The sequence below is a fragment of the Nocardia sp. NPDC003963 genome, assembly GCF_053605105.1.
The window spans coordinates 616,099-640,815 of record NZ_JBSGIP010000001.1; the positions used below are offsets into that span (position 1 = coordinate 616,099).

The 24,717-nt window shown below is 67.8% G+C and carries 19 protein-coding genes; 7 read left to right on the plus strand and 12 right to left on the minus strand.

What is annotated here, in order from left to right:
• Nucleotides 1-129 precede the first annotated feature (129 nt).
• Nucleotides 130-1,845: an aldehyde dehydrogenase family protein gene (locus ACWEWT_RS02915; protein WP_452555538.1), complete on the minus strand. Its 1,716-nt coding sequence runs from the start codon at nt 1,843-1,845 to the stop codon at nt 130-132.
• A 166-nt stretch (nt 1,846-2,011) separates the two neighbouring features.
• Here ACWEWT_RS02915 and ACWEWT_RS02920 point away from each other — a divergent pair, with 166 nt between their 5' ends.
• The gene (locus ACWEWT_RS02920; RefSeq protein ID WP_452555540.1) at nt 2,012-3,211 is read left to right on the plus strand and encodes a PucR family transcriptional regulator; all 1,200 of its coding nucleotides are present in this window, start codon (nt 2,012-2,014) and stop codon (nt 3,209-3,211) included.
• A gap of 101 nt (nt 3,212-3,312) precedes the next feature.
• Here ACWEWT_RS02920 and ACWEWT_RS02925 read toward each other — a convergent pair whose 3' ends face one another.
• Complete coding sequence (locus tag ACWEWT_RS02925) at nt 3,313-4,122, minus strand: TetR/AcrR family transcriptional regulator (protein WP_452555542.1); 810 nt, start codon at nt 4,120-4,122, stop codon at nt 3,313-3,315.
• Between the two features lie 232 nt (nt 4,123-4,354).
• Here ACWEWT_RS02925 and ACWEWT_RS02930 point away from each other — a divergent pair, with 232 nt between their 5' ends.
• Entirely contained in the window at nt 4,355-5,143 is a 789-nt protein-coding gene (locus ACWEWT_RS02930; RefSeq protein ID WP_452557646.1) for a crotonase/enoyl-CoA hydratase family protein, read from the plus strand.
• A gap of 141 nt (nt 5,144-5,284) precedes the next feature.
• Nucleotides 5,285-6,217 (plus strand): SDR family NAD(P)-dependent oxidoreductase, encoded by a 933-nt coding sequence (locus ACWEWT_RS02935; RefSeq protein ID WP_452555544.1) that lies wholly within the window; start codon nt 5,285-5,287, stop codon nt 6,215-6,217.
• Between the two features lie 42 nt (nt 6,218-6,259).
• Here ACWEWT_RS02935 and ACWEWT_RS02940 read toward each other — a convergent pair whose 3' ends face one another.
• Nucleotides 6,260-7,936, minus strand: a complete 1,677-nt coding sequence (locus ACWEWT_RS02940; protein WP_452555546.1) for a VWA domain-containing protein — start codon at nt 7,934-7,936, stop codon at nt 6,260-6,262.
• A gap of 104 nt (nt 7,937-8,040) precedes the next feature.
• Between ACWEWT_RS02940 and ACWEWT_RS02945 the strand changes: the two genes are divergently transcribed.
• Both ACWEWT_RS02945 and ACWEWT_RS02950 read left to right on the plus strand, forming a co-directional pair.
• Complete coding sequence (locus ACWEWT_RS02945) at nt 8,041-9,198, plus strand: acyl-CoA dehydrogenase family protein (RefSeq protein WP_452555548.1); 1,158 nt, start codon at nt 8,041-8,043, stop codon at nt 9,196-9,198.
• Entirely contained in the window at nt 9,195-10,316 is a 1,122-nt protein-coding gene (locus tag ACWEWT_RS02950; protein ID WP_452555550.1) for an acyl-CoA dehydrogenase family protein, read from the plus strand. The genes ACWEWT_RS02945 and ACWEWT_RS02950 overlap by 4 nt, the downstream gene beginning before the upstream one ends.
• 35 nt (nt 10,317-10,351) lie before the next feature.
• On the opposite strand, the gene ACWEWT_RS02955 is transcribed toward ACWEWT_RS02950, so the two are convergent.
• The 8 genes from ACWEWT_RS02955 to ACWEWT_RS02990 form a co-directional block, all read right to left on the minus strand.
• A complete protein-coding gene (locus ACWEWT_RS02955; RefSeq protein WP_452555552.1) occupies nt 10,352-11,611 on the minus strand; it encodes a cytochrome P450 in 1,260 nt (419 codons plus the stop codon).
• A gap of 101 nt (nt 11,612-11,712) precedes the next feature.
• The gene (locus tag ACWEWT_RS02960; RefSeq protein ID WP_452555554.1) at nt 11,713-12,939 is read right to left on the minus strand and encodes a cytochrome P450; all 1,227 of its coding nucleotides are present in this window, start codon (nt 12,937-12,939) and stop codon (nt 11,713-11,715) included.
• A gap of 8 nt (nt 12,940-12,947) precedes the next feature.
• Nucleotides 12,948-14,432: an aldehyde dehydrogenase family protein gene (locus tag ACWEWT_RS02965; protein WP_452555556.1), complete on the minus strand. Its 1,485-nt coding sequence runs from the start codon at nt 14,430-14,432 to the stop codon at nt 12,948-12,950.
• Nucleotides 14,425-15,471: an SDR family NAD(P)-dependent oxidoreductase gene (locus ACWEWT_RS02970; RefSeq protein WP_452555558.1), complete on the minus strand. Its 1,047-nt coding sequence runs from the start codon at nt 15,469-15,471 to the stop codon at nt 14,425-14,427. The genes ACWEWT_RS02965 and ACWEWT_RS02970 overlap by 8 nt, the downstream gene beginning before the upstream one ends.
• Nucleotides 15,468-16,616 carry a spirocyclase AveC family protein gene (locus ACWEWT_RS02975; protein WP_452555560.1) on the minus strand — a complete coding sequence of 383 codons (1,149 nt, stop codon included), beginning with the start codon at nt 16,614-16,616 and terminating at the stop codon, nt 15,468-15,470. The genes ACWEWT_RS02970 and ACWEWT_RS02975 overlap by 4 nt, the downstream gene beginning before the upstream one ends.
• Nucleotides 16,613-17,731, minus strand: a complete 1,119-nt coding sequence (locus ACWEWT_RS02980) for an ABC transporter substrate-binding protein (RefSeq protein WP_452555562.1) — start codon at nt 17,729-17,731, stop codon at nt 16,613-16,615. The genes ACWEWT_RS02975 and ACWEWT_RS02980 overlap by 4 nt, the downstream gene beginning before the upstream one ends.
• A 99-nt stretch (nt 17,732-17,830) precedes the next feature.
• Nucleotides 17,831-18,631, minus strand: a complete 801-nt coding sequence (locus ACWEWT_RS02985; protein WP_452557647.1) for an AAA family ATPase — start codon at nt 18,629-18,631, stop codon at nt 17,831-17,833.
• A 25-nt stretch (nt 18,632-18,656) separates the two neighbouring features.
• A complete protein-coding gene (locus ACWEWT_RS02990; RefSeq protein WP_452555564.1) occupies nt 18,657-19,961 on the minus strand; it encodes a cytochrome P450 in 1,305 nt (434 codons plus the stop codon).
• Between the two features lie 546 nt (nt 19,962-20,507).
• On the opposite strand from ACWEWT_RS02990, the gene ACWEWT_RS02995 reads away from it, so the two are divergent.
• Both ACWEWT_RS02995 and ACWEWT_RS03000 read left to right on the plus strand, forming a co-directional pair.
• Nucleotides 20,508-21,797 carry an amidohydrolase family protein gene (locus ACWEWT_RS02995; protein WP_452555565.1) on the plus strand — a complete coding sequence of 430 codons (1,290 nt, stop codon included), beginning with the start codon at nt 20,508-20,510 and terminating at the stop codon, nt 21,795-21,797.
• 223 nt (nt 21,798-22,020) lie between these two features.
• Nucleotides 22,021-23,328 (plus strand): TetR/AcrR family transcriptional regulator, encoded by a 1,308-nt coding sequence (locus ACWEWT_RS03000; RefSeq protein WP_452557648.1) that lies wholly within the window; start codon nt 22,021-22,023, stop codon nt 23,326-23,328.
• 134 nt (nt 23,329-23,462) lie between these two features.
• On the opposite strand, the gene ACWEWT_RS03005 is transcribed toward ACWEWT_RS03000, so the two are convergent.
• Entirely contained in the window at nt 23,463-24,536 is a 1,074-nt protein-coding gene (locus tag ACWEWT_RS03005) for an NAD(P)H-dependent amine dehydrogenase family protein (RefSeq protein ID WP_452555567.1), read from the minus strand.
• Nucleotides 24,537-24,717 lie beyond the last annotated feature (181 nt).

Genomic DNA, 24,717 nt, shown 5'->3' on the forward strand with positions numbered 1-24,717 from the left:
CGGAGGGCGCCACCGAGTCGGGTACATCCCCCGGCCCGGTGGGACCACCCCGCCGACCCGGTCCGACGGCGATGTCGTCGAGGGGATGGAGGGGCGGTACCGCTTTCCGGCGGCGTGCTTTCGAACAGGTCAGCCGCGTAGGGCGGAGGCGAAGATGGCGGGGAGGCGGGACCACCGTGGATCGGCGGCGAAATCGGTGAGCAGGCGACCGGTCCGCGCGGCGGTCCGGTTGCCGACGAACCACGGCGGCTTGGGGGTCAGCGCCCATTCCCGGTGCAGCACCGACCGCGGGGCGGGACGGAACGGCCCGCGTACGACCGTGCGTTCGATCCGGTCCATCAGCCAGGCATTGTGCACGACGCCGATACCGCTCTGCACATCGTCGACCGTATGCCCCGGGTACGCGCCCCAGCTCGCGGTCGGAGTCAGATAGCCGACCGCCGTCCACGCGTTCACGGCGACGGTGCCGTAGCGCAGTGTTTCGATCATCGAGTCGAACTCCGCGCCGAGGGAGCCGAGAGTGTCCGGATGCGCGACGATGTTCACACCGAGGGTTCCGGTGAACTTCTCGTTGGCCGTATCGGCGGCGGTGCGCGCGAAGGTGGCGCCGGTACCGGGCAGTTCCACAACGCCGAGTACCGGCGCGAAGTACTCCGTGCGGAGCAGAGCTTCGTCGGTGTCCGCATCCAATCCGGTGACCAGGAGCCGTTCACCCTTGCTGCCCAGCTGCCGGGCGCCGGGATAGCCGGTACGGGCTCCGGCCACGCGGTCGTCGCTGCCCGGATAGTAGGCGTGGCGAGTAGGTGCGCGGTCGACGGCCGCGGTGAGCGCGGCGAGGAACGCGTCCTTCTGCGGCCAGTCCGCGGAGACGATCACCGCCTGTGTCGCCACGCAGTTGTAGCCGCCGTTGTGCAGCCGCTGGGTCGCGATGTGCTCGGCCTGGAATTCGAGGTCGGCGGCGCTCCAGTCGCCGGGCAGCACGATCGTCGGGGACACCCCACCGAGTTCGCTGCTGATCGGTTTGTCCAGGAGCGGAGTTCCGGCGGCTTTCCGGCGCGCCGCGTCCGGGCCGGTACCCCACACAATGGCGTCGTGGGTGACGGCGCTGCCGGTCATATGGACATGGGCGACTCGTTCGTCGGTCACCAGCCGCCCGCCGACCTCCGCGCCACCGGTGAGCACCCGCACCACACCGAGCTCGATGAGCGGCGCGAAGATCTTCTCGAACACCGGGAGCAGCGGATCGGTCACCGGGTTGAGTTTCAGCGCGACCACCCGGTTGTGGGCGATGAGCTCGTAGATGGTGTCCAGTGGTGCGATGGAGGTGATGTTGCCTGCGCCGAGCACGGCGCCGATTCCGTGGGTGCGGGCCGGGTCGAGCTGGGCCAGACCGGCCGCGGCCTGCGCGGCGGCCGAGCCGACCCCCGGCTGCAACCAGACCTCGGCGCGGAACCCGCTGAGCAACAGTTCGTCGTACAGGCCGGTGGGCAGCGCCTGCACTGTGACGCGATTACCCGCTGTACCGAACTTCGCGTTCGCGAGGGGGCTGACGCCCCGCTCCAGCGATTCGAGCGTTGTCGCCACCGCGGTGAGGCTGGTGGCGAAGACATACGGCCCGGACAGCCATTCCTCACCGACCAGCGGAGACTCCGGATCGAGACCTTTGATCCGCACGGCCGCCTCGACCCACTCCCGGGCATGCTGTCCGGTCAGCGTCCGCATCCGCTCGAGCAGGGCTCGCCGGCCCGCGAGCGGTAGCCCCGACCATTTCCGTTCGCCCGCGGCGAGGTCGGTGAGGGCGGAATCGATGACCGTATCGGCGGCGACGGGCTGTTCTGACTGCACGTGGGCACACTCCGTGGTGAGAGTCGGTGATCCGAACACTGATCAGTGTGTCTGTGCTCACGACCGAGGGAAATGTGTCGTTGTTGCGTACTCGACCGCTCTGATTTGTGCGCGGGCACAAAACAGTCGTGGTGTGGGTCACCGGGCGACGACTAGACTGTCCGGTATGAGAACGCCCGCGTCCGTGCCGTCGGTGGCGCCCTTGGCAGCCGTTTTGGCCGATTCGGTGGAGCCGTTGACCGATATCCTGGTCGACCGGATCGCCGCGGCCGATCCCTCCTACGGGGAATCCGGACTACTGACCGCGGACCAGCTGTACCGCACCTGTCTGGAGAACCTGACCACGGTGATCGGCGCGCTCGCCGGTACGCACCCGTTGCGGTTGCAGCCGGCCCGCGAGGCCGGCCGGCTGAAAGCGGAACAGGGGATACCGGTCGCGAGCCTCTTGCACGCTTACCGGTTGGGTGGTCGCCTCATCTGGGAAGAGCTGACCAAATGCTCGGCCGGGCCGGGGGATGCCCGGTTGCACGATTTGGCGACCCGGCTGTGGGAACTCATCGACCTGTACTCCGACGCGGCCGTCGAATCCTATCGGGAGACCGAGGTGCTGCTCGCGCATTCCGATGCCCAGGTCCAGAGCCGGCTCGTCCGGACCCTGTTCGACGACCATTCCGGTAATCCGGCCAGAGTCCTGGATGTGCTGCGCAGCCTGGGACTTCCGGAACGCGGTACCTTCGCCGTGGTCGCCATCGATACCGAACCCGCCGCGCCGCTTCCCGCGAAACTCACCGCGGCACTGAACGATATCGGCATCCGGTCGGTCTGGGACGCTCAGATCGACGCCTATATCGGGCTGTTGTCCGCCACCGCGCCGGCCGCGATCGAGCGCGCTGCCGAGACGATTTCCGCGTCCGTCACCGACCGGGTGGGCCTCAGTACCGCGTTCACGGCCCCCCACGCCATCACCGCGGCCCTGACCGAAGCGCGAATGGCGTCGCGGTCGGTGCGACCGGGTTCGTCCGGTACGGTCCGTTTCGGTGACGAACCGGTCGGGCACCTACTCATCGCCGTTCCCGAGGCCGGTCGCCGGACAGCCGCCCAGATCCTGGGTCCGCTGCTCGACCTGCCCGCGGCCGAGCGGGAGGATCTGATCGCGGCGCTCCACGCCTGGTTCCGCTGCGGCGGTTCGGCCGCGGCCGTCGCGGAAACGATGCACTGCCACCGTAATACGGTGCGCTATCGGCTTCGGAAGATCCGTGACCTCACGGGTCGCGATACCACCGACCCGCGTCAGTCCGCCGAACTGTACCTGGCCCTGGAGGCATTGACCCTGCTCGGCTCCGACAGCGCCGCCCGGCAGCCCTGATGTATCGCGGGCCGGCTTGCGGGGGACATCCGCCGGGAACGGCCGGGGGGAGCGACGGTTGCGCAGCCGGCCGAGTGCGCGGCGGTTCCGGCCGGCGTGTGCTACTTCGCCGCCGCCCGGCGCCGAGGCGTGGCCGAGGTGGTCGCCTTGGTTGCTTTCGTGGCCTTGGCGCGGGCAGTACGTTTCACCGGCTCGGATTTCGGTTTCGCGGTCCCGGTAGCGGGTAGCAGCCGAGCCGCGTGATCGAGGATGGTGTCGAGGCCGTGCTCGAAGTTGCGGTCGTCGGGGGCGCCGGAGTGGTAGCCCTTGGCGGCCGCCTGGGCGAGCAGCGGGGTGGTCTCCGGGTCGATGATGACGCTCTCGTAGTAGGCGGTGGCCTCGCTCTGTTCGCGGTTCTTGTCCGAGAGTCGTTGCAGCACCACCAGACCGTGGACATGCAATTGGACCTCGGAGTAGGTCTCGACAGCCGATTCGAGCGAGAACCCGGCCTCGACGAGCGCGGCGATGACGCGTTCGGTCTGGCGGCCGCCGAGCCGCGCCGCTTTTTCGCTCAGCGCCGACCTGATGAGGATCAGATCGCAGAGCAGCGGATTGCCGAGGAAGGTGCGCCGCATGGTGCGTGCGTGTTCGCGTAACGTCTCGCGCCAATCGGAGGCCTCGATGAACGGCATCTCGAAGGCGTACTGGCGCAACGCCCGATCGGTCATGGCGTTGAGCAGTTCTTCCTTCTTGCGGAAGTACCAGTAGATGCTGGTGACGCCGACACCGAGATGTTTGCCCAGCAGCGGCATGCTCAGGTTGTCGATGGAGATCTCTTCGGCGAGTTCGAACGCTCCCTGGACGATATCCTCGGGGTTGAGCGAGCCGCGCTCCCGCCTCGGGCGCTTCGCGGCGGTGCCCCGGTTCGTCATTCGAAACCCACTTCCTCGGCCGGCTACGGGTGCCCACGGAATCGATGCCGGGTGCTCCTGCGGGCGGTCCAGGCAATCGGTTACCACGGCACACTTCTTTCCTGAAAGAAGCACCGTTGACGTTACCACGGGGTATTCTGTGGGGCCTTTCGCAACAACCGGTGGCGTATTCGCGCGCCGGGCGATCGTCTCGTCATAAGCTCGGCCGGTGACCGTGACCGAAGGGACAGCCATGACCAGCGCACCGGTACGAATCGAGCGGAACGGACCGGTGTTCACCGTCGTCCTGTCCAGGCCGCAGGCCCGGAACGCGGTCGACGGTCCCACCGGCACCGCCCTGTTCGACGCGTTCACCGCTTTCGAGAACGACGAATCGGCGGCGGTGGCCGTGCTGTGGGGTGAGGGTGGGAACTTCTGTGCCGGTGCCGATCTCAAAGCGGTCGGGACCGAACGTGCCAACCCGCTGTCGGCGAAGGGGCGCGGGCCGATGGGGCCGACGCGGATGCAGTTGAGCAAACCGGTCGTCGCCGCGGTGGCCGGCCACGCCGTCGCGGGTGGACTGGAACTGGCGATCTGGTGTGATCTCCGGGTGGCCGGTGCGGATGCGGTGTTCGGCGTTTTCTGCCGCCGCTGGGGTGTGCCGCTCATCGACGGCGGTACCGTGCGGCTGCCCCGGCTGATCGGTACCGGCCGGGCCATGGACATGGTGCTCACCGGGCGGCCGGTGGAGGCCGGCGAAGCGCACGCCATGGGCCTCGTCGATCGCGTCGTCCCGACGGGTACGGAGCGGGAGGCCGCCGAACGGCTCGCCGCCGAGATCGCACGTTTCCCGCAGACCTGTCAGCGTCACGATCGGCTCTCGTTGCTGCAGCAGGAAGGTATGAGCGAGCAGGAGGCGATCGCCAACGAATGGGAGCACGGTGTGATCTCCCTGGCCGAGGCGGCCGCGGGTATCGATCGATTCACCGCCGGAGCAGGGCGCGGTGGCACCTTCGCCGATATGGGTGATTCCACCGGATAGGTCACGGTGTCGGCGCGGGGCACCGGCGACCGGCCCGTTCGGGCGTGATCGAAATGCCTGCAGCGCTCGACTTCCCGGCGGTGTGTGACCTAATATTCGTTCCGGAAGACGTTCGCACCGGCACGGCAGGCGGGTCCGCACATGATCGACTTCGAAGACCAGGTCGTCCTCGTGACCGGGGCGGGGCGCGGACTGGGCCGGCTCTACACACTGGACTTCGCCGCGCGCGCTGCGTCCGTGGTCGTCAACGATCTCGGCGGCAGTATGCGCGGTGAGGGCGCCGACTCGGGGGTCGCCGACGAGGTCGTGGACGAGATCGTACGCGCCGGCGGAACGGCCGTGGCCTCCGGTGATTCGGTGGACAGTCCCGAAGGCGGTGCGGCTGTGGTCCGCACCGCCGTGCGGACCTTCGGCCGGCTCGACGCTGTGGTGAGCAACGCCGGAATCTTCGGCACCGTCGCCTTCGAGGAGATGACGGCCACCGATTGGCGCCGGATGCTGGGCGTCCATCTGGACGGCGGGTTCTATGTGAGCCGGGCGGCCTATCCGGTGATGAAAGAGCAGGGGTACGGACGGTTCGTCTTCGTCTCGTCGTCGGGCGGTATGTTCGGCCAGCCCGGCGAAGCCCATTACGCCGCGGCGAAAGCGGGACTGGTGGGCCTGTCCAATGTGCTCGCCATCGAGGGTGCCGCGCACGGTATCGCCTCCAATACCGTGCTGCCGTTCGGCTTCTCGCGGATGGTCACCGAAACCGTGGGTGATACGGCGGCCCTGCGGGCTTCGGGATTTCTCGACGCAATCAGTCCGGAGCTGGTGGTCCCGATGGTCGTCTTCCTCGCCGGTCGTGGCTGTACGGTGACCCACCACAACTACTCCGCCTGCGCGGGCAGATTCGCCCGGGTCTTCGTCGGCCTGAGCGAGGGCTGGCTCGCCGATCGGGGGGCCACACCCACTGCCGAGGATATCGCCGAGCATATTTCCGAGATCGGGCAAACCGAGCCGTTCACGGTGCCCGGTTCGATCTTCGAAGAGGTGTTCGCGGTCTGTGAACGCCTGGGCGTGGACGCGCTGTAACCGGGACCTGCGCCCGCCGTGATGCGGCAGCCACAGAATCCCCTATTTCCGGTAGGAAGTGGCGAGCGCCGTGCGGAAGAGTGGCCCGACGACCGTGGCCAGCCGGTCGGTATCCGGGATCGTGCTGTGTGCGGCGCTGCCGAAAACCGCGGCGAGATCGGCGTCGCCGGTGCTCGCGCCGATGGTCAGGCACAGGCAGCCGATACCTGCCCGGCGCGCTTCGGCGAGGGCACGGTGCGCGTCCGCTGCTCCGTACGCGCGTTCGTAACCGTGGTCATAGGCGAGACCGTCCGAGAGAACCAGCAGTAGTCGCCGGGTGGTGCCGCCGCCGGTGCTCAGTACCGAGGTGCCGTGCCGGATCGCCGCCCCGAGTCGTGAGTAGCCGCCCGCGGTCAGGCCTTCGAGGCGGTGTAGCACCCCGGTCGGGGAGATATCGTCGAAACGTTTGACGGGCACCACCTCGACGGCGCTCCGGCCCCGGGAGCGGAACGCGTACAAGGCGACTCGGTCGCCGAGCTCGTACAGCCCGGTGACGAGTGCGGCCGCGGTGGTCCGCTGATGGTCGTGGACGGGGGTCCCGTCGCCGCCCGGTTCGGCGGTCGATCCCGAGATATCGAGCAGGATCAGCACCGAGAGATCGCGCCGGTGCCGGAGTGGCTCCAGGTAGACCGCTTCCTCCGGCGCGGAGCCCGACAGGAACCGGACGCGCGATTCGACCACCGCGTCGAGATCGAGATCGTCGCCCTGCGGTCGTCGGCGCACGATCGTGGGTGCGGTGCCGAGGCGGGCCAGCGGGCGCCGCAGGCTCTGCCGGTCCCAGTGCGATCGCCAGGGTCGTGGCGCCGGTTCCGGTTCCGTCTCCACGACAGTGCACCAGCGATCCCGGTACCGGAGGCGGTGGATATCCCATTCGGGATAGGCCGGTGCTACCGGATTCCGGTGGTCCGGGTCCGGCGGGTCGGCGGGGGCGGCCTGTCCCGACAGCACCGCGCCCGCACTGCGGCGACCGTGGTGTCCGTGATATCCGGCGGATTCGGCACCGGGCCGGCCCTCACCCGCGGGTTCCCGTGCCGCGCCGAGCATTCTGCGCAGCAGTCTGCCCAGCGGGCCGCCGCCCCCGACCGGGCTGGTGAAGACATCCGGAAGGTCATCGTCGGCCTGCGCGTCGTCGGCGAGGTGTTCGGGATCGCCCGCCTCGCGGGAGCGGGGACGATGGACGCCCGCGGACAAAGGCCGCTGCCGGTCGACGGTTCGTGCGGTGAGTACCGCCCGCGCCCGGATCTCGCCGAACCACGCGGGCGCGGGGGGTAGTGGGCGGTGTCCGCGGGCGAGGGTCAGCGATGCCGCGGCACTGTCCGACATTCCGGCGATATCGCGGTCCACGACGGCCGGCACATCGCGGGGGAGCAGCGCGCGTCCGGCGAACAGCGCCCGGTGTCCCTCGATCGCGAGATAGCGGGCCGTGCGAGCGCGGTTTCGGCCCAGCGCGCGCAGTACCGCCGGATCCAGACTGCCCTCGGCGATCAGACAGCACTGCAGCGCTACGGATCTGCGCAGGTGTATCCGTGGCCGGGCGGTATCGAGGTGGACGGTGTGACCGTCGGTCCAGGTCGGCTCGCCCGGCGCGAGGCGCACGATACGTATCGTGCGCCCCGCGAGCGCCGACGCCAGGGTCGCGAGTCCGTATGTTTCGTCCTCGGCGTCCGCCTCGTCGCTCATGGTGCGCTCCTGTCGGGGCTCGGCGCCGGGCACAATTCGTTGACCAAATATCTGTTCCACGATATGGTTCGTCCGCGGCCGAGTCAATCGCCGGATGGAGAGCCATGGACTTCTCGTATCCACCCGAGACCGAACAGTTCCGTACGGAATTGCGGGCCTGGCTGGCGGCGCATCCGGCCGACGAGGTGATCGCGAGCAGCGCTCGGCGCGGTACCGACGACGCGGCCTTCGATATCCAGCGCAGCTGGAACGCGACGATGGCCGACGCCGGTTGGGGTGCGGTGTCGTGGCCGGTGCGATACGGCGGCCGCGGTGCCACGGTGCTCGAACAGCTCGTCTACGCCGAGGAGACGACGCGGGCGCGAATCCCGCTCCCGCTGAACGTGATAGGCATCAACAATATCGCCCCCGCGATCATGCAGTACGGCTCGGACGAGCAGAAGGACCACCTGCTGCGGCGGATGATCCGCGCCGACGATATCTGGTGCCAGGGGATGTCGGAACCCGAGGCGGGCTCCGACCTCGCGTCCCTGCGTACCCGGGCGGTGCGGGTGGGCGAGGACTATATCGTCAGCGGGCAGAAGATCTGGACCTCGCTGGGGCATCGCGCCGACTGGTGCCAGCTCTACGCGCGCACCGATCCGGATGTGCCCAAACATCGAGGAATCACTTGTTTCCTGGTCGATATGTCCACTCCGGGTATCGAGGCGCGCCCGCTGGCGACACTGAGCGGCGAGGCCGATTTCGCGGAGATCTTCTTCGACGAGGTGCGGATCCCGGCGACCGCGATGCTCGGGCCGTACAACGGCGGCTGGCAGGTCGCGACCACCACCCTGAGTCATGAGCGGGCGGGTGCCGCCCGCCTCTACGCCGAGCAGCAGCTGCTGCTCGACGATCTGATCGCCGATCTGGCCCCGGTCCGGAAGAACGGCCGGCCGGTCCTCTCCGACCCCGTCGTTCTCGGTCGCCTGGGCGCGCTGGCCGTCCGGATCGGCTACCTCGAAATACTCTGCCGCCGGTCCATTTCCGCTGCACTACACGGCGGTGACGCGCTGCGGACCGCGAGCCTGGCCAAAACGGTATGGGGCGAAGTGGGACAGGAACTGGCGACCACCGCCTACGATCTGCTCGGCGATGCCGGTGGCGACGGCCGGTGGGGACGGCTGCGGCTGACCACCCGCTCCCTGACGATCGCGGGCGGTACCAGCCAGATCAACAAGAATGTCACCGCCGGCCGAGTGTTGGGACTGCCACGGTCATGAATCTCGAACTCACCGAGGAACAATCGGCGTTACGCGCGTCGGTCCGGGCGTATCTCGACCGGTACGCGAGTATCGCCGGTCATCTGCGTCCGCTGCTGGGCGATCCGTGCGGCACCACCGGCGAGGTCTGGCGTGGGCTCGCCGAACTGGGTACCACAGGGCTGCTGGTCCCGGCGGAGTTCGGCGGGGCCGGGGCGACACTGGCCGATACGCTCGTCGTGCTCGACGAACTCGGCGCGGCCCTGTATTCCGGCCCCTGGTTGTCCAGTGCGATCGCGGCGCCACGAGCGCTCTTCCGGTTCGGCGCGGGTGCGCGTGCCGCCGATCTGTTCACCGGTATCGCCGAGGGGACGCTGGTGGTCACCGTCGGGCCGGTCGACCCGGCGGCCGAGCGCCCACAGGCCGCGCAACGCGACGGCGGTACGGTGCTGACCGGATGCCTGGAGGCGGTGCCGGATGCTGCCGCCGCGCGGATACTGCTGGTCTTCGCCGACAGCCCGCAGGGGATCGGCCTGTACTCCGTGCCGCTGCCGGACCCCACGGTCGCCGTGACCGGCCGCGCTACCGTGGACCTCACCCGCCGCCTGTTCGATATCACGCTTTCCGGCAGTCCGGCGATCCCGCTGGCCGCCGACGGACGCCGTGCGCTCGAGGCGGTCCGCGACGATATCGTCGCGGCCTACGCCGCCGACGCGGTGGGCGCCGCGCGGGCGGTCACCGATCTGGTGGTGGCCCATGCGAAAACGCGGTATCAGTTCGGACGAGCGATCGGCTCGTTCCAGGCGGTCCAGCATCTGTGTGTGGATATGTTCGAAACGGTGGAACTGGCCTACGGCGGTGTCCTGCACGCGCTGTGGGCCGCCGACCGTGCCGATCCGGCGCAGCGGAGCCGGGCGGCGCTGCACGCCAAAGCGTATTCGGGCTGCCTGGCCACGGTGGGCGACAGCGCGATCCAGGTCCTGGGTGGTATCGGATACACCAGCGAGCACGACGCCCACCTCTATCTGCGGCGGCTGCTGGGCTGGAGCGCGTTTCTCGGGAACGCCGATCGTTATCTCCAGGAGGCGGGCGCCCATCTGGTCAGCGCCCGTACCGATGCCGCGCGTTCGTCACCCTGACACAGCGCGCGGCCGCTCCCCGTGCCCGGGCCCGGTCAGGTCACGGTGTCGAACTCCACGTGCAGTTCGGACAGCCCGCGCATCACGAACGTCGGTTCGTATCGGTAATTCCGGGCGCCGGGTGGCCCGTGCCGGGTTCGGTCGATCCGCAGATCGGCGATCCGGTCCAGGATCCGGTTGATCGATATTCGTGCCTCGGCCCGGGCGAGCGGTGCTCCGGGGCAGGAATGCGCGCCGCGACCGAACGCGATGTGCTCGCGAGCATTGCGCCGGTCCACGTCGAGCCGCTCGGGGTCGGGGAATTTCCGCGGATCACGATTGCTCGCACCCGGCAGCAGCATCACCGTCGTCCCCGCCCGGACCGGGCAGCCGGCGATCTCGGTGCTGGTGCGGGCCATCCGGAAATGACTCTTCACCGGGCTCTCCAGCCGCAGCGTCTCTTCCAGGAAGACGGGAACCAGTTGCCGGTCCGCGCGGACTCTGGACTGGATCCCGGGGTTCTCGGCCAGATTGCGTACGCCCGCACCGATCAGTTTGGTGGTGGTCTCCTGGCCGGCGGCGAACAGGAACGTTGCGAGTTTGACGACCTCTTCGAGCGCGGGGACGGTGCCGTCCGCGTAGGTGGCAAGGGCCAGCGCTGTCAGCACATCGGCACGCGGGTGCTCGCGCCGTGCGGTGAGGTAGGTGCGGAATCTGTCGTCCAGCCATTCGAGTGGGTTGTGCGCCAGTTCGCCGTCGAGTTCGCCGACCAGTTGATCACCGAGAACGGCCCGGAATTCGGTGTGATCGGCCGCCGGTACACCGAGCAGATCCGCGATGACGAGCATGGAGAACGGTTTGGCGTACCCGGACAGGAATTCGACCCGCCCCGATTCGAGAAAAGTGTCGAGCTGTTCGTCGGCCAGCTTCCACATGAACTCCTCGTTCTCGCTCAACCGCTTCGGCGTCAGCAGTTTGCCGAGCAGGCCCCGGGTCCGCGTATGCCGGTCGGCGTCCATGGTGACCACATGTTCGGCCATCGGGATTCCGGCCCGGTGCTGTTCGATGAGCTCGGTGATGTCGTCACCCTCCGGGGTGAACGGGAGCGGCGCGAACGGGCCCACCACCGCGTTGCACGAGGAGAACGCGGTATCCCGATAGGCGGCCAGGGCCTCCGCGTGACCGGTGATCGTGACCACCCCGGACGGGCCGTCGGCCAGGACGGGGGAACGGCTGCGCAGATGGTCGAAATAGGGGTAGGGGTCGGGAATAAGGGATTCGTCGGTGAAGAAGTCGACCGAGTCGAAGTCGGACATCAGTCCTCCTGGGGTTGGGCGGGACGGACCCGCACGCGTCGGTCCCGGGGCCGGCGTGGGGATTCACCGGGGCGGGCGCGGATTTCCGGCATTTCCGGCCGTTACGAAGTACTCCGCGGCGCGGCGGTGAACAGCACCGGCAGTGCGGCCGGGGAACGGAAGACCTGCCCGCGGATATGCGGGTCCACCGCGCCGGGATCGAGCCGGAGTCCGGGGAGCCGGTCGAGCAGCAGGTCGATCGCCACCCGCATCTCCAACCGCGCCAGATGCATACCGAGGCAGACGTGGGCGCCGTGGCCCCACGAGACATTGGCACGCGCCGGGCGGAAGATATCGAAGGAATCCGGGTTGTCGTAGCGGTCCTCTTCCCGGTTGGCCGCCCCCAGCATGGGCATGACCGAGGATCCCGCCGGGATGGCGACTCCGCCGAGCTCCGTATCGGTGGTCGCGACCCGGGTAATGGTGAGCAGCGGCGGTTCCCAGCGCACGGCTTCTTCGATCGCCTGCGGGATCAGAGTGCGATCCGCCCGGAGCGCCGCCAATTGCTCGGGACGGGTGAACAACCCGAACAGCAGGTTGCCCAGGGAGCGATAGGTGGTTTCCACGCCCGCGGGCAGCAGTAGCCGGAGGAAGGAGAAGATCTCCGGGTCGCTCAACCGTTCGCCGTCGATCTCGGCGACCGCGAGGCGGCTGATGAGATCGTCGCGCGGCTCCGCACGCCGGGCCGCCAGGATCGGCGCGAAGTATTCCTCGAGTGCCACCGAGGCCGCCTTGCCCCGCGCCGGATTGATCGTGAAGCTCAGCAGCGAGATCGACCATCGCTGGAACTGCTGATAGTCCGCCCGGGGCAGACCGAGCAGGCCGGCGATGATCTGGGTCGGGAACGGGAAGGTGAATTCCTTCACCAGATCGGCTTTCCCGGCGCCGGCGAACCGATCGATGAGATCGTCGCCGACCGCGCGGACGAGGCCGTCCTCCCATTTCGCCAGGGCCTTCTGCGTGAAGGCCTTCGATACCAGCGCGCGATGGCGGCCGTGTTCCGGTTCGTCCATGCCGAGCATGACATGGCGGCCGAGGACATCGCCGAACGCCTGGATGATGATGGCCGAGGAGAAGGTCTCGTTATCGCGCAGGAGATGGCGGATATCGTCGTGGCGGTAGGCGATGAACAACGGTTTGGTGTCGTCGCCGGGCATGGTGGACATCTCGATACGCTGCACGGGCTCGGTACGCCGTAGCCGAGCGAGTTCGGTATAGGGGTCACGGATATCGCCGGACACCACATCGTCGAAGGTGCCGAAATCGTCCAGATCGTCGAACAATTGCACGGGAACTCCTAGCCTGCCGGGTACGCGACGGATTTGATCTCGGTGTACTGGTCGAAACCGGCGATGCCGTTCTGGCGGCCGATACCGCTGGACTTGAAGCCGCCGAACGGCACATCCGCGCCGTAGCCGGCCGCGCCGTTCACGCCGATGAACCCGGCCCGCAACCGGCGGCCCAGGGCGAGAGCGCGGTCGAGCGAGCCCGACATCACATTGCCCGCCAGTCCGTAAGCGCTGTCGTTGGCGATCCGGACCGCGTCGTCGTCATCGTCGTAGGGGATGACCGCCAGCACCGGGCCGAAGATCTCCTCCTGGGCGATCGTCATCGAATTGTCGACATCGGTGAACAGGGTGGGCCGGACCCAGAATCCCGCGGTCGTATCCGCCGGCGGTTCGGTTCCGCCGACGAGCAGGGTGGCGCCCTCGTCGATGCCTTTCCGGATATAGCCGAGCACACGGTCACGTTGTTTCGCCGAGACGACCGGTCCGCACAGTGTCGCCGGATCCTGCGGATCGCCCGGCGATATCGACTCGTACATGGTCTGCAAGATCGCGACGCCCTCGTCGTAGCGGGAGCGGGGCAGCAGTAACCGCGTCGGGTTGGCGCAGCCCTGTCCCGCGTGCATACAGGGCGCGATGCCGATGGCGCAGGCGAAACCGAGATCGGCGTCGTCGCAGACGATGGTCGCCGATTTACCGCCGAGTTCCAGGAACAGACGCTTCATGGTGGCCGCACCCTTCGCCATGATCCGGCGGCCGACCGCGGTGGACCCGGTGAACGAGATGAGATCCACTTTCGGTGACAGGGTGAGTTCCTCGGCCACGAGATGGTCGGCGGCCGTCACGATATTGACCACACCGGCCGGGATATCGGTCTTTTCGACGATCAGCCGGCCGATACGGGTCGCGTTGAGCGGGGTGTCCGGGGCGGGTTTGAGGACGACGGTGTTACCGGTGGCGAGCGCCTGGCCGAGTTTGTGCGCGGTGACCTCGAACGGGAAGTTCCACGGGACGATCGCGCCGACCACACCGACCGGTTCACGCAGGACCTTCCGGGTCGTCTGCACCCCGGTGAGCGGGACGAAGGCGTCACAGAGATCCACTTCCCACGGGTAGCTGCCGATCAGGTCCGCCGGGTAGGTGAACGCGTCCGACAGCGGGGCGTCGAGTTGCGGTCCGTAGGTGATGGCCCGCGGGCAGCCCGCCTCGCGGATGAGTTCCTCACGTAATTGCTCCTGTTCACCCACCAGGGCTTCCTGCAACTGGCGCAGGCAGCGGGCGCGGAAGGCCCGGTCGGTCGCCCAGCGAGTCGTGTCGAACGCGCGCCGGGCCGCGTCGATCGCCCGGTGCATATCGTCTGTGGACGCGTCGGCCGCCGCCCCGATCACCTCTTCGGTCGCCGGGTCGACAACGGAGAACGTACCGGATCCACCGTCGGCCAACCGGCCGTCGATGAGCATTCTCGATTCGGATCGCGCTGTGGTTGCGTCAACCATGGGTCGGGCTCGATTCCTCGGTGCGGTGGTGGTCGGTGGCCGGCGTCGGCACCGGAGCGGCACGCGCACGTGTGCCCACAGCCCGGGCGGATCCGGGGAAAACCGTGCGCAGGGTGGCGAGCCATCGGGCCGGGAGTCTCCGGATCGACGCGCGTCCGGGATCGGCCCGGCGGGGGCTCAGGGCGCGGAACCGGGGTAGTCCCATCGCTGTTCGTATCACCTGGTGCATGGCTTTCGCCGGCAGGATCCGATTCGCCACCAGTAGTCCCGCCGCGTCGAGTCCCACCGGCCGGCGGGTGTACGGGGCGGTGTCGTCGAGGGCCGCGGTGAGTGCCCGCGCGAACTTCGCCGGCGCATTCGCGATTCTCATCGCGGTTCGCCCCCGGCGGTCGATGGTCGCGTGGTGCCGGCGGTAGGGCCCGTCGAAATCGCGATAACTCGTGGTGCCGCTGTCGGTGATGATCTCGGTATCGAATACGCCGGTGACCAGAACGGTCACTCCGATCCCGAACGCGGCGACCTCACCGGCCAGCGATTCACCCCACCGCTCCAGCGCCCCCTTGGCGGCCGAGTATGCCGCGATCGCGGGCATCCCGCGCACCCCGCCCGCGCTCGAGATGAGCACGATACGTCCGCCGCCCGCGTCGCGCATGCGCGGGAGCAGCGCCCGGGTCAGAGCGACCGGCCCGAGGACATGTGTCGCGAACATCCGCTGCCAGAGCTCCGGCGGTGTCTCCTCGACCATCCCCGCCGCGGCGATACCGGCGTTGTGGACCACAGCGTCCGGCGCGCCGACCGCGGCGTCGATCGCCGCCGCGGCGGTGGTGATCGAATCGGGATCGAGCAGATCCAGCCGCACTCCGATCAGTCGCGGATCACCCTCAACCGCACCGGTTTCGGTGCGAAGGGCGGCCATTCCGGCATCCACCGACCGCATGGCCGCCACCACCTGCCAGCCACGTTCGTACAGATACCCGGCAGTGGCCAGCCCCAATCCACGGCCCGCGCCGGTGACGACGACACTCCGGGAGCCGCTCATCGGGTCTCCCCACAGCGCCCGCCGTCGGCGGGAGCCTCGACCTGGGGCCTGCCGTCGGGTTGGGCGCTCATCCAGGTCGACCAGATACCGGCCGAGTAGGGTCCCGGTTGCCCGTTCTGTTCGTAGAAGCCCTGCGGGTCGTAGACCTTGGCCTCGGGATAGGGCCAGGGGCAGGCCACCGATGTCGCCACTCGCGTCCATTTGATGACGGCGAACCATCCGCCGTACACGAAATAGGACATGTTCATGATCACGAACATGACCAGCAGCATTCCGACGAACGGGCGCCCGGCGAAGATCCGGGCCCGCGCGGCCAGTTTCTCCGCGACGGTGCGGCCGGTGTCGTCCCGATAGATCAGCACGCCGGCCGGGATCATCACGAAGGTCACCGACAGTGATTCCCACAGCAGCGGGAACTGATGGGCCGACCCGGCGAACAACGATCCGAACGGGATGACCTGGGAGTAGATGTACATTCCGGTGCGGACCAGGGACACCTCGAGGATCATGTCGAATACGAAGCCGAGCGGAAGAATCAGCAGCGCGAGACTGATCAGCGGATGTTTCCAGACGAACGAATCAGGGGTTCGCGCGGCTTGGAGCCGGCGCAGGATCCAGATCGCCGGGAAATAGGGTCCGAGATAGAACAGGACGTATCCGAAGACGACGAACGGTTCGACGGTCGGGGACAGCGATACCAGCGGCCAGTCCTCGGGCCAATGCCAGAGTTCGGGGTTGTAGACCGCGAAGGGGGCCCAGTTCATGATCGGGTCCTGCCAGACGATCGCGGTCGTCATGAAACCCATCAGCAGTACCGGATCCCGTGGGTTGCGGCGGAACATCCGTACCCAGATCGCGATGACGAGTACGACGGCGGCCAGCGTGCCGATATGGATCACGTCGATCCAGTGCTCGAAGCCGAACAGTGGTTCCACCGGCCGGGGCGCACCGGTGACCTCCGGATCGCGGATACGGTCCGATACCGCGCCGCGCCGCGCGTTCGCGGCGACCACCGCGACGATCGCCACGGCGAATGCGAGCAGACCCCACCCCGGATAGTTCTTCTTCGCCGGTGTCGCGTTCTCGCCTCGTGTGCCGGGTACTCCGGCGGAGTGCGGCGTCGATACGGGGTCGGGTGCGGTCACGGCTGCTCCGATCCGAAGCGATCGACGAGATAGGAGGTCACTCCGTCGGGATCGAGCCGCCGGGCCACCAGATAGCCCGCGCCCATCCAGCCCCGGCGCGTCCATTTGCCGAACGACACCCGGGTACCCGGAGCTCCGGCGGCCGCGGGCAGCATCTTGACCCGTTCGAGTGCCTCTTTGAGACCGCGCGGACTGAGCGGATGCGCGTCGGTGATCGCGGCCAGCAGTGCCTGCGCGATATCGTGGTTCACCACCGGAACGCAGTACTGCGGGCGGCGCCCGTACTGTTTCTCGAACCGATCGAGATAGGCCCGGCCCACCGGGTTGTGCTCGTCGTACTGGTCGATGCCGATCCAGCCGGTGAACGCCTGCCACATGACCGGGTTCACCCAGGCGTTCTGGAACGCGGTACTGGTGTAGCGGGGTGGGTCCCAGTCCATGGCCGCCAGCGCGGGATTGATGAATACGATGCCGAACCCGAACCCGCAGTGCACGAGCGCGTCCGGCCGCGCGGCATGCAGCGCCGCGACAGCTCCGGAGATGTCCTGTCCGGTCTGGGCGATCGCCGCCTCGGCGACGATCCGGATACCGCGGGCGGTGGCCGCCCGCCGGAAATTGCGTAGGTACGTTTCGCCGATCAGCGAATCCTCGACGAGCATGCCGACGGTCGAATGTCCGGCTCGCGCCAGCAGATCCGCCCAGAAGACGGGCTCGTCGGTCATCGATCCCTGCGGGAAGGAGAAGGTCCATTCCCCGAGCCAGTCGTCGGTTCCGGTGACCGATACCGCGGGAATCCGGAAGCGTTCCTCGATGGCTTCCTTGACGGCGACACAGTTATCGGTGATGTTGGGGCCGAAGACCAGCAGGCAGCCTTCGTCGACCAGTTCGCCGAACCCGTCGATCACCGCCTTGACCGTGCCCTTCGGCAGGCCCTCGACCTCTTTGTAGATGATCTGGATCGGCCGGTCCACCACGCCGGCCGCCAGCGCTTCGTCGAATACCAGGTCGAACGGCAGGGAGAAATCCGCCCGCATTTCGCTGGGGAAGGATTCGGGTAGCCGGAAGTCCATGAGATAGCCGATTTTGATCGGCTCCGCGGTGCTCTCGTAGGCCATGACGCCTCTCTCCGGTCGTTCGCCGCCGCGTCCGCGATGGCGATACCTAATATTTGTTCAGTCGGGCGCCGACCGGCGAGCCGGTCGATATCGTGTGCGCTAGGGACCGGTATCGGCCAGGTATGCCTCGATCAGTTCGCACAGACCGCGGTGGGTGACCGGATCGTCGGTCAAGGGGCCGGCCACGGCAGCGCGAGCGGCGGCTCGCGCGGGGAGCCCCTCGGTGATCAGCCGGGCCGTCGAGATCAGGACCCGGGTCGAGGCGACCTCACGCACTACGCCGGTCTCCAGTCGCCGGATCGCACGACCCAGCCGCACCAGATCCGCCGCCCCCGCGCGCGCGATACCCGATTCGGCGACGATGATCGATTCCTCGATACCGGGCTCGGGATAGCCGAAGGTGATCGCGACCATTCGCTGCCGGGTGGAATCCTTCAGATCCTTCAGTACGCTCTGATAGCCCGGATTGTAGGAGACCACCAGACCGAATCCCGGCGCCGCGTCCAGGGTGACGCCCAGTCGCTCGATCGGCAGCCGCCGGCGGTGATCGGCCAGCGGATGCAGCACCACGGTGGTGTCCTGACGCGCTTCGACCACTTCGTCGAGATAGCAGAGCGCGCCCTCGCGGACCGCCCGGGTGAGCGGGCCGTCGACCCATTCCGTCTCGCCGCCGCGCAGCAGGTACCGGCCGACCAGATCGGCCGCGGTCAGATCGTCGTGGCACGACACGGTGACCAGCGGGCGGCCCAGCTCGTGGGCCATGGCCTCGACGAAACGTGTTTTCCCGCAACCGGTCGGGCCTTTGAGGACGACCGGGAGCCGTTGCCGGTAGGCGGCCCGGAACACCTCGACCTCGTCGCCGACCGGTTCGTAGTAGGGCCGCACCGTATCCAGATCCATCGTCGTGCTCACTGCCGGGACCTCCTCACCGTCGCTGTCCGCCGGATCGTCGCGAGCCATGGGTATTCGGTGGGTCCCAGACCACTGCCAGATGTGGTGGCGACCGGAAATAGGTTCCGGCGATATGCGGGGCCGGTGCCCCGGGGTCGAGACGGAGACCGGGCAGGCGATCGAACAAGGTCCGGAACAAGAGGGTGCTCTCGAGCCGGGCGAGATGCATACCGAGACAGACATGCGCGCCGTGACCGAAACCGATGTGCGGGCGGCGTTCCCGGAAGATATCGAAGCGTTCGGGATCCGCCCAGCGGTGTTCGTCGTGATTCGCGCTGCCGAGATTCACCGCGATCGTGGCACCGGCCGGGATCGCGACCCCGTGGAACTCGATATCGCGAGTGGTCTCCCGCATGAAGTTCAGCAGCGGTGTCTCCCAGCGGATACCTTCCTCGATCGCCTGGGGGAGGAGATCCGGATCGGATCGGAGGGCCGCCAGCTGTTCGGGATGAGTGAGCAGGCCGAACGCCAGGCTGGCGGTGGACCGTGCTGTCGTCTCGGCGCCCGCGGGCAGCAGATTGCGCAGGAAACCGTAGATCTGCTCGTCCGACATCCGCACCCCGTCGATATCGGCCGCGGCGAGCACGCTGACCATATCGTCGCGGGGCGAGCGCCGCCGCTCGGCGAGGATTCCGGCGAAATAGTCGCGCAGCTGGGCCGAAGCGCGTAGTGCGCCGTCCATATCCGAGTGGAAGCCGAGCAGTTCGATGGCCAGCCGGTGGAATTCGGAGATATCCGATTCCGGTAGTCCGAGCAGTGCCGCGATCACCCGGACCGGGACGGGCATGAAGACTTCCTCCACCAGATCCGCGGCCCCCGCCTCGCGCAGGCGATCGACGGTCCGCTCGACCAGCGGGCGGACCAGCTCGGCTTCCCAGCGGCGCATGGACGATCGCGCGAAGACGAATTCGTGCAGTCTGCGGTAGATCTGGTGTTCGGGTTGCTGCATCTCGAGGATGGTCGGGCCCTGCAGCGGCCGCACGATCGCCTCGTAGCATTTCGTGCTGAAAGTCCGGTGGTCGGTGAACACCGCCTTCACCGCGTCGAAGGTGTAGGCGCTGAAGATCTGTGGTCCCTGCGCGGGATTCTCGAAGATCGACATCTCCGGCCAGCCGGGATGTACTGCCGCTCGTGCCCGCAACCCGGCGAGCATCGGATAGGGCGAGGCGGAACCGCCGGCACCCATTCCGGCATCGAATCGGGCCTGTGCGTCCTTCACATCCTGGGACAGCGCGCCGGCACCGGGCGCGGGTTCGTCGGTCACGGTCGGCTCGGTCATCTGACGCCTCCTCGTAACGCGCTGTCCCCCAATGTGTTCGGGCACGGGGGAAATGTCCGGCCCGGCGGGGGAGCGCGTGCTGAGTATGCGGCTCGGACGGGGATCCCGATTACGAGCGGCAAACCTAACTTTTGTTCAGAGAGTAACGAGCCCGGGTGTCGCGGTCAATGGTTGATCGCGGTTCGATGGGGGTGCCGCGGCTGCGCGGGCCTGCCGTTGACCGCTGATGATGTATCGGTCGGCGCGTCGTTGCGGCCGGCCGACCGGGGCGCGTCGACAATGGCTGCCGCTGCGAATGATTGACCAAATATCTGTTCCCCGGCTACAGTTCGAATAATCCACAGTCGAGGTCGGCTCGGCAGCGCTCGTATCGGGCGAGCACCCGCCGGCTCGTTCACCCTCGTGCACCGCCGGTCGGGAACCGGTGTGGTCGAGAGTTGCCGGGCCGCCCTCGGAACCACCGGCCGGACACCGTCGATGCGACCCCGCAGATCACGTGCGGCCACGGACGACGCCGGGCCACACGACCAGGACAAGGAGCGCGGTATGGACATGAACGATTTCGTACTCGTCTCGGTCGACGACCATCTCGTCGAACCGCCGGATATGTTCGACGGGCATATTCCCGGCAAGTACAAAGACCAGGTGCCCCAACTGGTGCAGCGGGCCGACGGTACGGATGCCTGGGTCTTCGAGGGGCAGGAGGCCACGAATGTGGGCCTCAACGCGGTCGCCGGCCGCCCGCCCGACGAATACGGCGCCGAACCGACCAAACTGAGCGAGATCCGTGAGGGTTGCTACAACATCCACGAGCGGATCCGGGATATGAACGTCAACGGGGTCGCCGCCGCGTTGAACTTTCCTTCGTATCCGCAGTTCTGCGGCCAGTACTTCGCTCGCGCGAAGGATAAAGATCTGGGTCTGGCGGTACTGCGCGCCTACAACGACTGGCATATCGACGAATGGTGCGGTGCCTATCCGGGCCGGATGATCCCACAGGCACTGCCACCGATCTGGGATCCGGAGCTGATGGCCGCGGAAGTCCGACGGGTGGCGAAGAAGGGCTGCCACGCGGTCACGTTCTCCGAGAACCCCACCAAACTGCAGTACCCCTCGCTGCACGATCCGCACTGGGATCCGTTCTGGCAGGCCTGCAGTGAGCAGAACACGGTGGTGAACCTGCATATCGGATCGTCGTCGAGCGTGGTGATCACCTCGATCGACGCGCCGGTCGACACCATGATGACCCTGCAGCCGATGAGTATCGTCGAGGCGGCCGCCGATCTGATCTGGTCGCCGACCCTCCGACGCTTCCCGGACCTCACCTTCGCCCTCTCCGAAGGTGGTATCGGCTGGGTTCCGTACTTCCTCGAACGGGTCGACCGGGTGTACAAGATGCACCGCGCCTGGACACATCAGGATTTCGGCGACAAGTTGCCCAGTGAGGTCTTCCTCGACCGGATCGCGTTGTGTTTCATCGACGACGGGTTCGGTGTCGAGAGCCGGCACAAACTCAACCTGGACATGGTGGCGTGGGAATGCGACTATCCGCATTCCGACTCGACCTGGCCGCTGGCCCCGGAATCACTGGCCGGATATCTCGACGGTGTGCCCGACAGGGAGATCGACAAGATCACCCACGAGAACGCCCTCCGGCTCTACTCCTTCGATATGTTCCGGCACCTGAAGAAAACGGACGTCACCGTCGGGGCCCTGCGAGCGCAGGCCGCGGATGTCGATCTGGGATTCCGTTCGTCGCAGCGACTGAAGAAGACCGGCACCGATACCGTGACCGTGCTGGATCTCGCCCAGCAGCTGCCGACCTCCGCGGAGTAGCCGATAGCCGCCGGCGCGGCGGTATCGCACCGGGGCGGTGCGATCGAGGTGGTGCCCGCGACCGCCCACGCTTCGTGCGGCCCGGGAGACTGCGGCGGGGCACCGGCCCTCTGGTACCTTTGAACAAATATTGGGTAGCCCGAAACCGGTGGTCAGGGCGGCGGAACCGCCGCCGGAGGCGGTCGGAAGCAGGTGCTGTGGAGGTGTTGTGGGGCGTGCGCGAGTGACACTCGGGCCGAGCGACGGTAAGCCGAACGCCCCGGCCCGCGCGGCCGGGACCGGCCACGCCTACGACGACGGGACCCGGCGCACCGAGATCCTCCGGACGGCCGCGACACTGATCGCCGGTTCGGGATTGCGCACCTCGCTCCAGGAGATCGCCGACGCCTGCGGGATCCTGCCGGGGAGCTTGTACCACCACTTCGAGTCCAAGGAAGCGATTCTCGTCGAACTGCTCCGGCGCTATCACGCCGATATGGACCAGGTCGCGGCGCGCGCCCAGGAGCGGTTGAACGGTGCCGATTCCCGGACGGCCTTCGAGCGGATCGCCGATCTCGGTTCGGCCATCGCGGAATGCGCCGTGGCGCACCGCGCGGCCCTGCAGATGTCGTTCTACGAAGGCCCCAGCGCCAACCCCGAGCTCATCGCCATGACCCGGCAGCAACCCACCGCGATCCTGGAGGCGATGCTGCAGACGCTGCGCGCCGCCAAATGGGGCGGCTATCTCCGGTCCGAGGTGGATCTACCGGTTCTGGCCGACCGGATATGCCAGTCGATGCTGCAGGTGGGGCTGGATGTCATCCGGCACAACGCCCCCGCGGACCGGGTGGCCGTCCTGCTGTGCCGGATCCTGCTGGAGGGGCTGGCCGCGCGGCCGCCGGCCGATGTCGAGCTCGACGGATCGGCCGCCTTCCGCGCGGCCGACGCGGTCGTGCGGTCCTGGGCCGATACCACGGAAGAACCCGGCGACAAGGCCGCGCATGTCCGGGCGGTCGCGCGGGCGGAGTTCGGCCGCCGCGGCTACGAGAGCACGACCGTACGCGATATCGCCTCGGCCGCCGGTCTCGGGACCGGTACGGTATACCGGCTGATCGGCTCGAAGGAGCAGTTGCTCGCGACGATCATGCAGTCGTTCGGTGAGAAGGTGGCCGACGGCTGGACGGCGGTGCTGCGGTCGGAATCCTCCGCCATCGAGAAATTGGACGCGCTGAGCTGGATCAACACCAACGCGCTCGATTGTTTCGGGGACGAGTTCCGCATCCAGCTGGCCTGGATGCGGCAGTCGCCCCCGGACACCCCGAACCCCGGCTGGTTGTTCGCCGAACGGGTGCGGCAGATGAAAACGCTGCTCGCCGCGGCGATCCGGGCCGGTGAGATCAGGATCGACAGCCCGTCGAACGAAATGCTCGCGCGGTGCGTCATCGGCCTGGGCTGGTTCCCGGAGAACATCGTGCGCGATCTGGGTACCCGCGCTTCGCAGATCCATGTCCGCGATACCGTCCTGCGCGGGGTCGTCCAGCGCCCGGAATGACGGGGAGGGTGTCGACCGATATCCCGCGCGGTCGCCCGCGGCCGCGTGGACAGCAAGGGAATGAGTGGGGACGGTGTGCTGCCGCACTCGATCGCCGCGTGGAGCGAACTCCACGATGATCGGCCGGACCGGTTTCAGCCGAAAACATACCGCGGCAGCGTGGCCGGGATATCGAGCGAGCTGAGCAGGCCGGACGGGGCGTCGACGACGAACGGTATCGCGTTCACGACTCGCATCGCCGTCGCGGCCATCGCGGCCCGCCCCGCCCCGTGCCCCGCGGCGTCACCCAGGTTCATCGCACAGTGGATATCGGGATCGCCGTCGATATCCACCCGGTAGGTGGCGTCGAATTCCGAGGTGGGCCAATCGGGTGCCACCTCACGTGACATGCGGATGATGTGCTCGATCACGATGGTTTCGGCACCGTCGACCACACCCGCCGCGCGGGTGCGGACGGCGCCGCAGGTGCCCGCCGCGATCGTCCCGAAGGCCACTTCGATATCGCGGTCGGTGCGCCGCCGGTCGAGCGAGCCCCGTACCTGTTCCACTTCGACGCCGAGACCTTCGGCGATCAGGTGAATCGGCGCCTTCCAGGCCATTTCGACGAACCCAGGGGTCTCCAGCATCGGGACGAAATCCAGCGGACGGCCGAACCCCATCCCGTCCATCATCACCTCGGCCACCGGGTAGTGATCGTTCAGCGCGATCTCGGTAGCGGTGATCCGGCGGATCGTCTTCGACTGGGTGGTCATCAGCAGCGCCAGCTGATCGGAGCCGAAACCGGGGAAGATCCCGGAGGCATAGAACGACGCGTTCCCGGCTTTCGCCGCGAGCTGGAGCTGATCGCGCCATTCCGGGGAGTAGTAGGCGGGTGGGTACACCAGGCTCGTCGAGGTCGTGGATACGACATTGATCCCCGCCTCGAGGAAGCGCAGGTAATCGGGTACGGCGCCGGCGTCGCGCTCGGGGCCACTGGCGGCATAGACGACACAATCGGGCCGCAGGGCGAGCAGCGCCTCGGCATCGCCGGTCGCCGCGATACCGTTCGGGCGGCCACCGGCAAGTTCGCCGGAATCCCGGCCCACCTTGGCGGGCGAATGGACCCAGACACCGACGAGTTCCAGGTCCGGTCGGCGGTCGATGGCGTCGACGGCGATGGCGCCGACGCCGCCGGTGGACCAGACGACAGTTCGTATCGGAGCCGACATGGGATCTCCTTGCTGGCCGACGGCGGGATGTCCGTCGAGGCGGGTGGCGTCCCGGATCGGGGCCGGTGCGGCCGCGTCGGCCCGTTCGATGAGCGTGTGGAGTGGGACGAGTGTAACCTAAAATTTGTTCCAATTTCTCGGAACGGTGCTCGAGCAGCCCGGGCCGCCTGGTTTTCCGCCG